This window comes from Paracoccus aminovorans, assembly GCF_001546115.1.
Lineage (GTDB): Bacteria > Pseudomonadota > Alphaproteobacteria > Rhodobacterales > Rhodobacteraceae > Paracoccus > Paracoccus aminovorans_B.
Genome location: NZ_KQ955211.1, coordinates 243,894 through 258,787, shown reverse-complemented (window position 1 = coordinate 258,787; position 14,894 = coordinate 243,894). Strand labels below are relative to the sequence as shown.

The 14,894-nt window shown below is 68.1% G+C and carries 13 protein-coding genes; 6 read left to right on the top strand and 7 right to left on the bottom strand.

What is annotated here, in order from left to right; translation table 11 throughout:
• Window positions 1-10: 10 nt before the first annotated feature.
• Window positions 11-523, bottom strand: a complete 513-nt coding sequence (locus ASV56_RS21395) for a DUF2478 domain-containing protein (protein ID WP_062563985.1) — start codon at window positions 521-523, stop codon at window positions 11-13.
• Window positions 524-716: 193 nt separating this feature from the next.
• On the opposite strand from ASV56_RS21395, the gene ASV56_RS21390 reads away from it, so the two are divergent.
• A complete protein-coding gene (locus tag ASV56_RS21390; protein ID WP_253880223.1) occupies window positions 717-2,840 on the top strand; it encodes a TonB-dependent receptor plug domain-containing protein in 2,124 nt (707 codons plus the stop codon).
• An 81-nt stretch (window positions 2,841-2,921) separates the two neighbouring features.
• Here the strand turns inward: ASV56_RS21390 and ASV56_RS21385 are convergent, their stop codons facing one another.
• Complete coding sequence (locus ASV56_RS21385) at window positions 2,922-3,947, bottom strand: LysR family transcriptional regulator (RefSeq protein WP_062563984.1); 1,026 nt, start codon at window positions 3,945-3,947, stop codon at window positions 2,922-2,924.
• 462 nt (window positions 3,948-4,409) lie between these two features.
• On the opposite strand from ASV56_RS21385, the gene ASV56_RS21380 reads away from it, so the two are divergent.
• The 5 genes from ASV56_RS21380 (at window position 4,410) to ASV56_RS21360 (ending at window position 11,854) form a co-directional block, all read left to right on the top strand.
• On the top strand, window positions 4,410-5,246 hold the full coding sequence (locus tag ASV56_RS21380; protein ID WP_062563983.1) for a glycosyltransferase: 837 nt from the start codon (window positions 4,410-4,412) through the stop codon (window positions 5,244-5,246).
• 277 nt (window positions 5,247-5,523) lie between these two features.
• The gene (locus ASV56_RS21375; protein WP_062563982.1) at window positions 5,524-7,737 is read left to right on the top strand and encodes a TonB-dependent siderophore receptor; all 2,214 of its coding nucleotides are present in this window, start codon (window positions 5,524-5,526) and stop codon (window positions 7,735-7,737) included.
• 219 nt (window positions 7,738-7,956) lie between these two features.
• Window positions 7,957-8,691, top strand: coding sequence for a trehalose-phosphatase (gene otsB / locus ASV56_RS21370; RefSeq protein WP_062563981.1), 735 nt, complete (start codon window positions 7,957-7,959; stop codon window positions 8,689-8,691).
• Window positions 8,688-10,487 carry a glycoside hydrolase family 15 protein gene (locus tag ASV56_RS21365; protein WP_062563980.1) on the top strand — a complete coding sequence of 600 codons (1,800 nt, stop codon included), beginning with the start codon at window positions 8,688-8,690 and terminating at the stop codon, window positions 10,485-10,487. Before otsB ends, ASV56_RS21365 begins: the two co-directional genes overlap by 4 nt.
• A complete protein-coding gene (locus tag ASV56_RS21360) occupies window positions 10,484-11,854 on the top strand; it encodes an alpha,alpha-trehalose-phosphate synthase (UDP-forming) (protein WP_062563979.1) in 1,371 nt (456 codons plus the stop codon). Before ASV56_RS21365 ends, ASV56_RS21360 begins: the two co-directional genes overlap by 4 nt.
• A 463-nt stretch (window positions 11,855-12,317) precedes the next feature.
• Here ASV56_RS21360 and ASV56_RS24705 read toward each other — a convergent pair whose 3' ends face one another.
• The 5 genes from ASV56_RS24705 to ASV56_RS21345 form a co-directional block, all read right to left on the bottom strand.
• Complete coding sequence (locus tag ASV56_RS24705; protein WP_253880222.1) at window positions 12,318-12,749, bottom strand: DUF6634 family protein; 432 nt, start codon at window positions 12,747-12,749, stop codon at window positions 12,318-12,320.
• The gene (locus ASV56_RS24700) at window positions 12,688-12,912 is read right to left on the bottom strand and encodes a DUF6634 family protein (RefSeq protein WP_253880219.1); all 225 of its coding nucleotides are present in this window, start codon (window positions 12,910-12,912) and stop codon (window positions 12,688-12,690) included. Before ASV56_RS24700 ends, ASV56_RS24705 begins: the two co-directional genes overlap by 62 nt.
• 91 nt (window positions 12,913-13,003) lie before the next feature.
• Window positions 13,004-13,345: a hypothetical protein gene (locus ASV56_RS24695; RefSeq protein ID WP_253879828.1), complete on the bottom strand. Its 342-nt coding sequence runs from the start codon at window positions 13,343-13,345 to the stop codon at window positions 13,004-13,006.
• Window positions 13,346-13,384: 39 nt separating this feature from the next.
• Window positions 13,385-14,113 (bottom strand): P-loop NTPase family protein, encoded by a 729-nt coding sequence (locus ASV56_RS21350; RefSeq protein ID WP_253880217.1) that lies wholly within the window; start codon window positions 14,111-14,113, stop codon window positions 13,385-13,387.
• A 74-nt stretch (window positions 14,114-14,187) separates the two neighbouring features.
• Complete coding sequence (locus tag ASV56_RS21345) at window positions 14,188-14,799, bottom strand: metallophosphoesterase family protein (protein ID WP_253880215.1); 612 nt, start codon at window positions 14,797-14,799, stop codon at window positions 14,188-14,190.
• Between the last annotated feature and the right edge of the window lie 95 nt (window positions 14,800-14,894).

Here is a 14,894-nt window from a genome sequence, read left to right as displayed (position 1 = left end):
GGGTTGCAGGTCAGTCGGCCCTGGCTGCGCAGGCCTGCTGCAACCATGTGACAATCGCCTCGGCCTCGGCCGGCAGCGGCTGGGCCCTGTCCTCGGCGAAGGCCAGGAAGGCCTCGCGCCATTGCGGGGCGACGCCGACCAGCACCGGCAGGCCCTTTGCGCAGGCCTCGCCGATGGCGCCGACCAAGCCGCGGCCCGCCGCCTCCTGCTTGCCGAACTTGTTCACGACCAGCGCCTGTGCGCCGGGCAGGCGGCTTTCGACGACGGCGACGGCGGCCTCCAGCGCCTCGGGGTCCAGCCGGCAGCCGGGCACCTCGGGCGGCAGGTCGATGCTGATGCCGCGCCGCTCGCCATCCGGCAAGAGCGCCAGCACGATGTCGCAATGGCCGCGCGGCACCTCGGGATCGACCGGCTGCACGGTGCCGGCCAGCGCGATGCCAAGCGCCGTCGCGCGTTCGGCCGCCGTGCTCAGCACGCTGTCGGTCCTGAACTCCTCCTCGGAGCAGACATAGCGAATGTCCATGGTGGTTCCCCCCTTTGGCGCTGATTCTCGCGACGTTATGGATGATGGAACATAACGGGCGGTGCTGGCAAGCGCCGCGTGGCGCGGCGGACACGACCCGGGTGCGACGCCGTTCAGGCTATGGCCATCCCGTCCGGTTACGTTATGTCTTGTTAAACATAACGATTCGCGAGAGGGAGCGATGGGGTTTCACATGAGGGGGCTTTTCGCCCTGGCTTTGCTCGGGCTGGTGCCCGGGGCCGGCATGGCACAACAGCCCGACACGGGCGCGGCACAAGAGCCCGACACGGGCATGGCGCAAGAGGCCGCACCGGCCAGCCCGGTCTTCACGCTGGGCACGGTGGTGCTGACCGGCAAGGCCGATGCGGGGGGCGGCACCGCCAGCACCGTTCCGGCCGAGCAGGTTGCACGGCAGAACCGGCTGACGCTGGACGATGCGCTGGCCGTGGTGCCGGGGGTCGAGGTCGGCAATACCGGCGGCAGCCGCAACGAGCGGTTGGTCTTCGTGCGCGGCTTCGACCGCTTCCAGGCGCCGCTGTCGATCGACGGCATCCGGGTCTATCTGCCGGCCGACAACCGGCTGGACTATGGCCGTTTCCTGACCCCCGACCTGGCCGAGATCCAGGTGCAAAAGGGCTATGTCTCGGTGCTGAACGGTCCCGGCGGCATGGGCGGCGCCATCAACCTGGTCACGCGCCAGCCCACGCAGCCCTTCGAGGGCGAGGCCCGGCTGGGGGTCGAGGCCGGCAATCGCGGCGACATCTCGGGCCGCAGCGGCTATGTGTCGCTGGGCATGAAGCGCGACCAGTTCTGGCTGCAAGGCAGCTATCTGAAGCGCGACAGCGACGGCTTCCACCTGTCGCGCGATTTTCAGCCGCGCCCGCAGCAGGGCGCCGGCCTGCGCGACTATTCCGACAGCGAGGATTCGCGGCTGAACCTCAAGGCCGGCTGGACGCCGAACGCGAGTGACGAATATGTGCTGAGCTATACCCGCCAGACCGGGCAGAAGAACGCGCCCTATCACGTCGACCAGCCCATCCGTGGCCTGACCGACGAGCCTGGCGAGGGCCAAAGCTGGCAGCGCGACTGGACCTGGCCGGAATGGGACATCGACAGCCTGGCCTTCTATTCGCACACCGAACTCGGCGCCGGCTATGTCAAGACCAAGGCCTATTACAACCGCTTCGACAACCTGCTCTCGGCCTGGGACGATTACACCCACAGCACCCAGACCGAGCGCCGCGCCTTCGACAGCCGCTACAAGGACCGCTCCTGGGGCCTGAGCCTGGAGGGTGGGGCCGACATCGGCGAGCACAGCCTGCGCAGCGCCGCGCATTTCCGCCGCGACAAGCATGAATCGATCCAGTTCTCGCGCCCGGGACTGGGCGGCAGTCCCGATCCGGCCGAGATCAGCACCGAGGAAACCTGGTCCGTCGCGCTGGAGGATACCTGGCAGGCACGCGAGGATCTGCGCGTGGTCGCGGGCCTCAGCTATGACAGGGCCCGCGTGCTGGAAGCCGACCGGACCGGGGATGACGCCGGCCTGCCGACGGGGTCCTCGGATGCGGTGAACTGGCAACTGGCGGCGATCTGGCAACCGGGGGCTATGGGCGAATATCGCGCCAGCCTGTCCTCGCGCACCCGGTTCCCGACGCTCTTCGACCGCTACAGCACCCGCTTCGGGACGGCGGTGCCGAACCCGGACCTGGAATCGGAACGCGCGCTGAACGCTGAACTGGGCTACAGCGGCGACATCGGCCCCGCGACCGTGGACGCGGCGCTGTTCTACAGCAAGGTCAAGGACATGATCCAGTCGGTCCCGACCGGCGCGCTGGACGCAGAGGGCGAGCAGATCACCCAGAGCCGCAATGTCGGCGACGGGGTCTACAAGGGTTTCGAGGTCGCGGCGAACTGGCAGCTGGCCGACAGCCTGGTGCTGGTGACGAACTATACCTGGCTGCACCGTTCGATCACCGACCCGTTGCGCGCCGACTATCGGCCGACCGACACGCCGCGCCACAACGCCTTCCTGCGGCTGGACTGGCAGGCGACGCCGGTGCTGACGGTCTCGCCCTCGCTGCAGGTGTCGAGTTCGCGCCTGTCGGAAAGCGCGATCCAGCCCGAGGATCCGGCGGCCATCGCCTATACCCGCATGGGCGGCTTCGCGCTGGCGAACCTGGATTTCGCCTGGGCCGCCAGCGAGCGGGCCGAGGTGCTGTTCGGCGTGCGCAACCTTTTCGACCGCGACCACGCGCTGGTCGAGGGCTATCCCGAACCCGGGCGCAGCTTCTTCCTGACCACGGCGCTGCGGTTCTGAACCTGTCCGGGCAGCTGCCGAGGCCGCTTACGACGAGGATCGCGGCCCTGCCGGCCGCGATCCGTCCCGGCCCGAGGGCGATTATCCCTCGTCGCCCTCGGGCAGTACCGCGCCGGGCAGTTCGATCCGCAAGAACTGGTTGCGGGCATAGTCCAGGAACACCGCGGCGGCGAGCGGCAGCGTGCCGCCGCCGCGCAGCATGACGCCAAAGCGGTTCGCGGGCAGGCCCTCCTCGGACAGCGGCCGGAACACCAGCCGGCCCTCGGCGATGTCGGTCTGGGCGCCGATGGGCGTGGTGATCGAGACATAGCGCCCGGTCAGCGCCAGTTCGACCAGCATGCGGATGGAATCGACCTCGACCATGGGCGGCAGGGTCTGGGTCGCCTGCAGCAGGAACGGGTCGACGATCCTGCGGATCGAGATCTCGGAATTCGCGATGGCCATCGGATGGGCCAGGCATTCGGCCAGGCTGACCGGGCCGCGGCTGTCGGCCAGCGGATGGTCGTGGCGGATCATGGCGCCGATATGCACGTCGCGGTGCAGGGCGACGGCGATCTGCGGATGGGTGTCGGTGGGAAAGCCGAAGCCGACCTCGGCCCGCTCGTCGATCAGCCGCTCGATCACCTCGGCGCCCGGAACCATCGACACCTCGAGTTGCAGGCCCGGGTAGCGCCGGCCGAATTCCGAGATGATCTCGGGCAGGAAGGCGATGCCGATGCTTTCCACCGTGGCGATCCGCACCGTGCCGGTCTTGAGCCCGCGCAGCAGCTCCAGCTCGTCCACGGCGCTGTCGAGGATGTTGCCGAGGTTGCGGGTATGGCCGTAGAGGATCTCGCCGGCGGGCGAGAGCGTCAGGCGCCGGCGGCGGTCGCGCACGAAAAGCTCGACCCCCAGGGCGAATTCCAGCTGGCTGATCTGCCGCGACACCGCCGAAGCGGCGATGTTCAGGCGCCGCGACGCCTCGCGCACCGACAGGTGCTCGGCCACCGCATTGAAGTGAACCAGCGACGCCTGGTAGAAAATCCGCGCCAGCAGGGCAGGGGACAGCGCCTGCCCGCGGCTGACCGGAAGCGCGGTTTCCTCTGCTGTTGCCGATTGCTTCACCATGGACGTTTCTCCGTGTTGCTTTTCCGGCAGCAGCAGATGACCTAATCGGAAATTTCGCAACCCGCATCCTGCGTGATTAATCAACTTGGCTGCGGCATTTTTGTCGGGGCCGGGTTTAACAGTAATGAGTGCGCTGTCTCGGCGGCCGGGGATCCCACGATGCCCGGTCGCTTCGGTACGCGCCGGCCTGCGGAAAGTTCTGCTGCCAGATCAGGTCCTTGCCAGAGCTTGCCTGCGCGGCCATCCCCCGCTATGCATAAGAGAGTTTTCCAGTGGTGGCCCGTGTCAAGGGGCCGTCTATCTGTTGATCCATTGCCATGCGAAGGTGGTTTCAGATGGTGGTTTCTTTCCAGGCAATGGCCCTGTTCCGGGCTCGGCTTTCCTTCGCTGCGGCGCCGGCGGCCAAAGGCAACAGCGCGCGACTTTTTCCGGTCGGCGCGCATCGGGGCGGGGAGGCTGGCCATGGCTGACCTTATCGTCGGGATCTGCCGCTTTTCCTTCCTGGGCCGGGGCGACTGGGCCATCTATTCCGGCACCGGGCACGGCTCCGAGGCCGAGGCCGAAGCGCGCCGCAAGGTCGCCGAGACGCTGTATCAGCCCGAGCGGCTGGAGCAGCGCTTTCGCAGCTTCGAGGCGCTGACGCTGGCCTCGATCAAGGCGCAGCGCCATCCCGATTTCCATTTCATCGTGCTGACCTCGCCGGCGATGCCGCAGGCCTATCGCGCGCGGCTGGAACGGCTTTGCGCCGCCGATGGCCGCATCCACCTGCTGGTGTCGGACCAGCCGACGGTGAACGAGGCGCTGGCGCCGCTGCTGGCGCAGATCTCGGACGGCGGGCGGCACCGGCTGGTGCAGTTCCGGCTGGACGACGACGACTGCCTGGGCATCGAATACACCGCCGCCCTGCATCGCGCCGCCGAGGCGGGCCGGCAATACGACGTCTTCGCCTTCAGCATGCCGCGCGGGCTTCTGGTCAGCAACTATGCCGGTGCCGAGCCGGCGCGCTACGAGATCGACCGCCCCTTCCATTCGGCCGGCGCGGCGGTGCGGCCGCGATCGCCGGCGCAGACGATCTATTCCTTTGGCCATTACGCGCTGATGCGGCGCTTTCCCTGTCTCCTGGATCCGCGTTTCCTGGGCTCGCTGCAACTGAAGCTCGAAGGCCACGATTCCCGGCCCGAGGTGCCGCGCCGCGGCAACGGGTTGAGGGTGCTCGAGCAGCCGGTCTTTGCCGAGAACCTGGCCCGCGCCTTTCCCTTCGTCGCGCTGAGCCAGCTGGAAACGCTGCTTCTGGCCTGAGTTTCGGCTGACGCGCACCGGCGGTAACCGTATGGCGCCCCGCGCAACGCTCGGGCCCGCGCCCGGCTTGATGCGGGGTCTGTCACATTCGTGCCACAGCGGGGCAAAGGCGACGGCCTGGCGCGCTGCCCCTCCACGGGAATCGTTGACGGCGCCGGTCATGCATCGGTTAGGGAAGAAACCAAGCCAGCCGCGACCCTGACGCCTGCGGCCAAGCCAGCCGCTCGATATTTCCGGGGCGTGCCTGAGCATGGCGCACCCCGCCAGGAGTAGTTTCATGGTCGCGAACCCGATCCGCCGGCAACTTGCCGGCTGCGCCAGCCCTTTGGCGCTGGCCCTTGTGGGGGCACTGGCCGCCCCGGCCGCCTTGGCCCAGGACAGCGATGCGGCGCCGGATGCGCCCGTGGTGCTGGACACCGTCACCCTGAGCGGCGATGCCGCGACCGAGGGCACCGGCCGCTATACCACCCAGGCCGCCTCGGGCACTGCGGCGGGCCTTGACCTGTCGGCCAGGGAAACGCCGCAATCGGTCTCGGTGATGACCAGCCAGCAGATGCAGGACCAGGGCATCACCACGCTGAACCAGGTCGTGGACTGGACGCCGGGCCTGACCGCGCAGCAGGGCAACGGCGAATTCCGCTGGATCTTCTACGCCCGCGGCTCGGCGGTCGAGAACCAGCAGTTCGACGGCGTGCCGAACTATGTGCATTACTATTCCCGCGACGTGAACCCGCAGGAAGACATGGCGATGTTCGACCGCGTCGAGGTCGTGCGCGGCGCCACCGGCCTGCTGGAGGGGACCGGGAGCCCTTCGGCCTCGATCAACCTGGTGCGCAAGATGCCCACGGCCGAGCGGCAAAGCTCGGTCGAGGTCGAGGCGTCCAGCTTTGGCAACGGGCGGCTGACCTATGACACCTCGGGGCCGATCACGGCCGACGGCCGGCTGCGCGGCCGCTTCGTCGCATCGGCCCTGGCCGGCAACGGCTTCCGCGACTACATGACCGACGAACGCGGGCTGCTTTACGGCGTGCTGGAATACGACCTGACCGACAGCACCACGATCAGCGCGGCGCTGAGCCATGGCAAGGAAAAGATCGACGGCTATTCCTGGGGCGGCGTCTGGACCGCGCGCGACGGCAGCTTCTACGATTTCGATTCCCACACCGCCTCGGCGGCGGAATGGGAATATTCCGACCGCGAGCAGACCGTCGGCTATCTGGACCTGCGGCATGAGTTCGACAACGGCTGGGAGCTGACGGCCAAGCTGCGCCGGTCGAACGGCATGGTGGACATGCTGTCGTCCTATATGTGGTATGACACGACCGGAGCGCTGTATCGCGACGGGGCGCTGTTCCATTATGTCAGCCAGACCAACTCGGGCGACCTGCGCCTGTCGGGCAAGGTCACGCTGTTCGGGCGCGAGCATGACCTGGTCTTCGGCGTGAACGGCAACCGGGACCGGACGCGCTACGACGGCAAGAACCCCTATACCTATGTCATTGCCGATCCCTCGGTCGCCGATCCGAACGAGCATCCCTATCCGGAACCGAGCGACGTGACCTATTTCGGCGACATGGTGTCGCGGAACTACGGCCTCTACGGCTCGGCCCGCTGGAGCCTGGCCGAGAACGTCAAGCTGATCACCGGCGCCCGGGTGTCCTGGTATGAGGCGCAGAACGAAAGCGGCTATGCCGGCAGCAATTCCAGCGACGGCTACAAGGTCGATGCCGAGGTGACGCCCTATGTCGGGCTGGTCTATGACGTGAACGACACCTGGACCGTCTATGGCAGCTATACCGGGATCTTCACCCCGCAGAATGCCCTGGGCGTCGACGGGCTGATTGACCCGGTCTATGGCAAGAACTTCGAGGTCGGCGCCAAGGCCGCGCTGCTGGACGGCGGCCTGACCTTTGCCGCCGCCGCCTTCCAGACCGACCAGGACGGCCTGGCCGAGGACGACCCGGACAATACGGGCTGCGGCGGCCCCGCCACCGGCTGTTCCATCAACGCCGGGCTGATCCGCACCCGCGGCGCGGAGTTCGAGCTGTCGGGCGCCGTCAGCGACCGCTGGAACGTCGCGGCGAGCTATACCTATGCCCATGCCGAATACGAGGAAGGCGAGGATGCGGGCCAGCGCTACAACACCGGCACGGCGCCGCTGCACCTGGTCAAGCTGAACACCACCTATCGCCTGGCCGGCGCGCTGGAGGGGCTGACGGTCGGCGGCGCGCTGCGCTATCAAAGCCGGACCTATCAGGACAATCCGGACGGCTCGTTCGATTCCGGCGGTGCGCCTTATGCCATGCGCCAGGGCGGATTCGCGGTGGCCGACGTGATGGCGCGCTATGAGCTGTCCGAGGCGACGGCGGTGCAGCTGAACGTCAACAACCTGTTCGACAAGCAGTATTACTCGGCCATCGCCAGCCCGGGCTACGGCAATTTCATCGGCCGGGGCCGCAACGCCACCCTGTCCCTGGTGCATAGGTTCTGACACCGGCCGTCGCGCCGCATGCCGGCGCGACGGCATCCCCGCGACAGGCGCGCCGGCCCGCTTCATGTCCCTGACCGCGCGCCGATCACGGAACCTTGCGCCGCCTCCGGGCCTTAATGGAGCAGCGGTCGGCGCCGCGCCACGGCGGGGCAGGGGCCGCGATCCCGCGTCCGGCCGCGCCATGCAGCGCGCGCCGGCGGCGGCAGGAAGGGGCAGGGGTTGACGGATTACAGCACAGCGGGCGAGGCGATGCCGGACCCTCGAAGCCACGGTTTTTTCTTCGATTTCGACGGCACCCTGGCCGAGATCGCGCCGCGCGCCGAAGATGTGGTGCTGGACCAGGGCCTGCGCGCCGACCTGCTGCGGCTCTGGCAGCGCAGCGGCGGCGCCGTCGCCGCGCTGAGCGGTCGGCGCCGCGCCGACCTGGCCCGCTATCTGCCCGCGGGCATTCCCCTGGCCGGGCTGCACGGCTGGGAGATCGACGGCGACACCCCCGACCTTGCCGCGCTGGCGGGCGCGCTGGACGGGTTGCGCGACAGCCTCGCCGCCATCGTCGCTCGCCATCCCGGCGCGCGGCTCGAGGACAAGGGCCCGGCGCTGGCGCTGCACTGGCGCCTGGCGCCCGCGGCCGAGCCGGCCCTGACCCTGGCCGCCGAGCAGGCCGTCACGGCGCTTGGCCCGGGCTGGGTGCTGCAACCCGGCAAATGCGTGGTCGAGATCCGCCCCCGGGGCCATGACAAGGGCGATGCGCTGCGCCGCTTCATGGCGCACCCGCCGTTTCGCGGCCGCCGCCCGGTCGCCTTCGGCGACGACCTGACCGACATTCCCATGCTGCGGGCGGCGCGGCAGGCCGGGGGGCTGGCCGTGGCCGTCGGCGAACGCGACCTGCCTTGCGACCTGCGCCTGGCCGGGCCGGCCGCCCTTGCCCTTTGGATAAGACGGAGCCTCGAATGATCCCGATGCCTGCCCCCTCGCTGGAACTCGGCCTGATCGGCAATGCCGCGACCGCCGCGCTGCTGAACGCGCTTGGCGACGTGACCTGGATGTGCCTGCCGCGCTTCGACGGCGACCCGGTGTTCTGCCGGCTGCTCGAGCCGCAATCCGGTCCCGATAGCGGGCTGTGGTCGATCCGCTGCGACGGGCTGGCGCGCACCCGGCAAAGCTATCGCGGCCATACCGCCATCCTCGAGACGATCCAGGAGGACGACCAGGGCAACCGCCTGAAGATCACCGATTTCCTGCCCCGCTTCCCGGATCGCGGCCGGATGTTCCGCGGCCGCACGCTGGTGCGCATCGTCGAGCCGCTGGCCGGCACGCCGCGCATCACCGTGCGCCTGTGCCCGCGCCACGGCTATGGCGCCCATGCCGCCCGGGTCATGCGCGGCTCCAACCACCTGCGCTATGACCTGGACCAGCAGGCGCTGCGGCTGACCACCTCGGCGCCGGTGGAATTCGTGCTGAACGAGACGCCCTTCCTGCTGGACCGTCCGCATGCCTTCCTGCTGGGCCCCGACGAGCCGCTGAGCGACGGGCCCCATGTCATCGCCGCCGCCTTCCTGGAACGGACCGAGGCCTATTGGCTGGACTGGGTGCGGGCGCTGTCGATCCCGCCGGATTATCAGGAGGTGGTGATCCGCGCCGCCATCACGCTGAAGCTGTGCGAATACGAGGAAACCGGCGCCATCGTCGCGGCGCTGACCACCTCGATCCCGGAATATGCCGATACGCAGCGCAACTGGGATTACCGCTTCTGCTGGCTGCGCGACAGCTTCTTCACCGTCAAGGCGCTGAACAGCCTGGGCGTCACCAAGACGATGGAGGATTACCTCGCTTATGTGCTGAACCTCGCCACCGGCACGCCCGACGGCTATATGCAGCCGCTGTTTGGCCTTGGCCACGAGCGGGTGCTGGACGAAGAGACCTGCCCGGCGCTTCTGGGCTATGATGGCAACGGCCCGGTGCGCTGCGGCAACGCCGCTTATGCGCAGGTGCAGAACGACGGCTATGGCTCGGTGATCCTGGCGGTCAGCCAGTGCTTTTTCGACCAGCGCCTGCCGCGGCTCGGCGGGGTCGAGTTGTTCGAGCGGCTGGAGGTGCTGGGCCGGCAGGCGGTGGCGCGCTGGAACACCCCGGATGCCGGACTGTGGGAGTTCCGCACCCGCGAAAGCGTCCACACCCATTCGGTGCTGATGTGCTGGGGCGCCTGCGACCGGCTGGCGCGGATCGCGGCGCATCTGGGCCTGCCGCAACGCGCCGCCGCCTGGGGCGCCCATGCCGACGCCATGCGCCAGGCGATCGAGAGCCAGGGCTGGAACGACACGGTCGGGGCCTATGTCTCGGCCTTCGGCGGCGCGGACCTGGATGCGAGCCTGCTTCTGATGCCCGAGGTCGGCTACTGCACCGGCGAGAACCCGCGCTACCAGGCCACCGTCGCCGCCTGCGAGGCGCAGCTGCGCCAGGGCCACCACCTGTTCCGCTATCGCGCGCCCGACGATTTCGGCACGCCCGAGACCGCCTTCACCGCCTGCACCTTCTGGCTGATCGACGCGCTGGTCCGGCTGGGCCGCCATGACGAGGCGCGCGAGATTTTCGCCGCGGTGCTGGAACAACGCACCGCCCTGGGGCTTCTGTCCGAGGATGTGCATGTCGCCAGCCGCACGCTCTGGGGCAATTTCCCGCAGACCTATTCCATGGTCGGGCTGATCAACGCCGCGATCAAGCTGTCGCGCAAATGGGAAGACGTCGTATGAGCCGCCTTGTCGTCGTTTCGAACCGATTGCCCGCACGCGGCAAGGGCGTCGCGGCCGGCGGGCTTGCCGTCGCGCTGGAAGCGGCGCTGAAGGACCGGGGCGGGCTGTGGCTGGGCTGGTCGGGGCGCACGGCGGAAACGCCGGGCCCGGTCGCCCTCAGCCAGGCCGGCGAGGTCACCTTTGCCGCGCTGGATCTGACCCCGGCCGAGGTCAAGGGCTATTACGAAGGCATCTCGAACAGCGTGCTCTGGCCGCTGTGCCATTATCGCGCCGACCTGCTCGACTATACCCGCGACGACATGGAGTGCTACCAGCAGGTGAACGGCCGCTTTGCCGATGCGCTGGTCGGGCTGTTGCGGCCCGACGACCTGATCTGGGTGCACGACTATCACCTGATCCCGCTGGCGGCCGAGCTGCGCCGGCGCGGGGTGCAAAACCGCATCGGCTATTTCCACCACATCCCCTGGCCGGCGCGGGACCTGTTCCGGGCGCTGCCGCGCTCGCGCCGCTTCCTGTCGGCGATGCTGGCCCATGACCTGGTCGGCCTGCAGACCCCGACCGATACCGCCAACCTGCGCGACGCGCTGGAGGGCGCCCGCGACCGGCTCGAGTTCGCCCCGCCGCGCGACACCCGCATCGGCGCCTATCCGATCTCGATCGACACGGCGGGTTTTGCCGCCCGGGCCGCGCGGGCGCGCGATCTGCCGCGCATCCGCGAGCTGCACCAGCGTTTCGGTGCCCGCGACCATGTGATCGGCGTGGACCGGCTGGACTATTCCAAGGGCCTGCCCGAGCGGCTGCGCGCCTTCGAGCAGCTGCTGGCCAGCCACCCCGAGCTGCATGGCAAGCTGGGATACATGCAGATCACCCCGGCCTCGCGTGCCGGGATCGAGGGCTATGAACGCATCCGGCAAGAGGTCGCCGAGCGCGCCGGCCGGCTGAATGCGGCCTATGGCAACCTGGACTGGGTGCCGGTGCGCTATATCAACCGCGCCTTCAGCCAGACCTTGCTGGCCGGGCTGTATCGCATGTCGCGGGTCGGGCTGGTGACGCCGCTGCGCGACGGCATGAACCTGGTGGCCAAGGAATATGTCGCGGCGCAGGACCCGCAGGACCCGGGCGTGCTGATCCTGTCGCGCTTCGCCGGGGCGGCGGCAGAGCTTTCGGCGGCGCTGATCGTCAACCCGCATGACATCGAGGAGGTGGCCGAGGCCCTGGCCAGCGCCCTGACCATGCCGCAGGACGAACGCCGCGAGCGCCATGCCGCGATGATGGCGGTCCTGCGCGCCAACCCGATCGAGGCTTGGGCGCGCGGCTTTCTGAAGGATCTGGCGCCGGTGCCGATCAGCAGTGCGCCCGAGGCATAGGTGACCTGCGCCGCCATCCCGGCAGTCGGCCCGAAGCTGGTCCATCAAGCGACGACCGCATATGCCTCGGCCCGCGCCGGCGCCGCAGGTGCCTGCCGCGCCTTCCGTATTCCATGGCTTTGACTGGATCTTTCTGCGATCCGCGGCGATGCCTTGATCGTCCTGCGGTCATGGGACTTGCACGCGGCCGCCCGCAGCTTGCGGACGGCTGCCAACCACTGACGGCCGAAATGCCGTCGAAGCCCGGCAGAACCGCGCCGGCCTCGCATTTCTGCTTGCCGGCGTGGATGGTCGCTGCCGGTGTCATCCGGATGCCAGCGAACCTTCGTTCCTGCTTGCTGTCATCAGGCGCGCGATGCCCGGAGCGATAGCGCATGCCCAGCACAACCCTTTGGAAAGCTTGCGCGACGCGCGCTCGCCGGAGATCGCGCGGTGCGTGTCCTTGCCGGGTCGGGGACTGCTTTCAGCGGCCAGGCGCCGACAAGAGGGATATTGCGGTAGATGCCGATGAGGCAAAATCGTCAAAGGTCGGCGCGGTGTGCGCTTCCGGATCGGCAACGTCCTTCTCCCGACGTGACCTTGCCGGCAGCCTCGCAGGACAACGGGTTGTGTCAGCTGCGTCGATCTCGCGCACCCGCGTGATATATTCGGCGAGGAGCTTCTGAAGCAGCTCGGGATCATCGATGTTGGTGAATCCGGGAAGGGTGAAGTCGATGGAACCGGCAAGGGCCTTCTTCCCATTCATGGAATCAGCCAATTCCGCCTCGAGGACGTCGATGGATCGGCCGAGCCGATACCAGCGCGATGCCGTCCGGGCCCAGCCGGCTTCGGGATCAATCGCGATGAGCTGCGAGGTGGTGATGTTCGCAGTGCCGAGAAGCGGGTGGTCGGTCACCTCGCCCCAAAAGCATCACATGCCCGCCGGGCGAAATCGCCGCTTTCCAATCCGGCAGGACCGGCGCCTGTGCGAGGTCTGCGTCAGACGGGCCGGCCTCGGCGGCGTCGATGGCGCGCAGCACCTTGTCGAACCAGGCGCGCTCGTTGGGCGAGAGTTTCATGATGATACCTCCATTTCGATGGCTTGAAGAGGGGCGGCTGCGGCATCGCCGCAGGCGCGCTGGATTCAGGGAAGTATGAAAAGGGGCCGGTTCAGCGGAGCGTCGGCCCCTGTTCCAGATCGGCGGCGCGCTGCAGCATGCGGATGGCGGTCCGCACGCTGAGCCGATCCCGCTGCAGGGACGGATGGGACAGAATCTCGCAGATCGCCTTGACACTCGTCTCGGACAGGTTGCGCTTCGCGCCCTCGCGGCGCACGAAGGCCTGCAGTTCCGCAAGAGTGAGGTGGCGCAACCGGATCGGCGGGCACCGGCTGAGCAAGGGCTCGGGCAGCAGCCGGCAATCGTTCGAGGTCAGCACCCAGCTCACCCAGCTCATATCGAATTTCACCTGGTAATACGGGCAGCTCCAGCGCTGCGCGGTCAGCGGTTCCAACAGCGGCAGAACCGCCTCGGCCAGACCGAAGGCATGCCCTTACATCGAAACCGCGGTGCCGGCTTTTTCGATCTCGTCCACAATCATGACCGGATTGGCGATGCGGCTTTGCAGGACGGTTTCGATCAGTCGACCGGGGTAGGATCCACCCCAGCCACGTTGCGAACCGACAATGCCGAAGGAGGCATTCTCGCCGGTGGCCTCGATCACGGCGGTGGACGTGGCCAGCAATGTGGCAAGATCTCTGCCGAAACGGCTTTTGCCAATGCCGGGCGGGCCGGTGAGCTGGAGTGGCGGGATCCTGAGGCCCGGAGCACCCTCGCGCCACGAGCGGCGCATTGCGTGCCAGATCACCTCGGTGGCCGGGGCCATCCAGGGCATGTCCCCGTGCAAGCCCGCGGCCAGCTCGTCGGCGTGATGCTCGCTCCGGATCGAGATTAGCCGGACGCCGTCTTTCAAGGTCTCAAGCCGCGCCCGGTTATCGGACTTAAGATGTTCGAGGCCAGAAGCCGCCTTGCGGTGCTCCAGGAGCCGTTTGACCCGACGATTGATACGGGCCTCGTCGTGGGCACTGATCCCAATGAAATCCATAAGATCTGGCCCCTGGCCGTCGTCTGCATCCTCTACATCGCTGATCGGGGTTAGAAGCTCTGGAGGAATCTTCCCGCAGCGCAGTTTGCGCAGGTGATTCTTGAGGCGGGTTTCGAGTTCAATGCGCCCTTCGGCCGGGTCGAAGAAGCGGGCTTCTATGAAAGGGATGGTGGACATGGGAATACTCCGGGCATGAGGGGGCCATCGGCCGAGGAAGACCCGGCCGGGAAAGAGGATTGGGGGAATGGCGATCAGGCGCCGGGGAAGATCAGGCCGCGCAGCAGAAGCTCGGCCTGACCGCCCTCTGGCACCTCGTCGGGAGTGCCGAGCGAGACGTTGACAACCGGCGCGCCGCGGATGCGGGTCGAGAGCGGCCGGTGGGTATGGCCGAAGAACCAGTAGTCGGGCCGGTGTGCGTCGATCCAGCTTTCCAGATCCGAGGCGAAGGCCGGGCTGATGCTGGAAAGGGGACCGGCCACAGCCGCGTCCGGGGCGTGATGGGTCGCGACAATGGTCTGTCCGCGCCAAGGTTTGGCAATCTCCCGCGTCAGCCAGTCGCGGTGATCATGGTGAATCGCGACGGTGTCCCCGGGGCGGATCAGCCCGCCCTCCGCCCGGCGGATCCGGGCGTAGTCCAGCATCCCCATCCCGGCGCGGGCCATGGCCGCCTCCGGATCGCCGGTCAGTGCAAAGTCGGTCCAGAGCGTGCAGCATAGCAGCCGACAGTTGCCGAAGGTCAGCACCCGCTTCTGGGCAAGGTTTGCCCCGGCCTCCGTTACGATCCGGGCCAGAACATTGTCGTCGAGCGTGGCACCATAATAGTTGTGATTGCCGGGAATGACCCAGATCCGCGCGGGCGGCACCAGCGCCCGAGCTGGGCAGTGCCAGGGGCCAGCTCCGCCGCGGATCATTGGCCAGGTCGCCGGCGATGATCAGTGCGTCGAGGTCACGCAACACC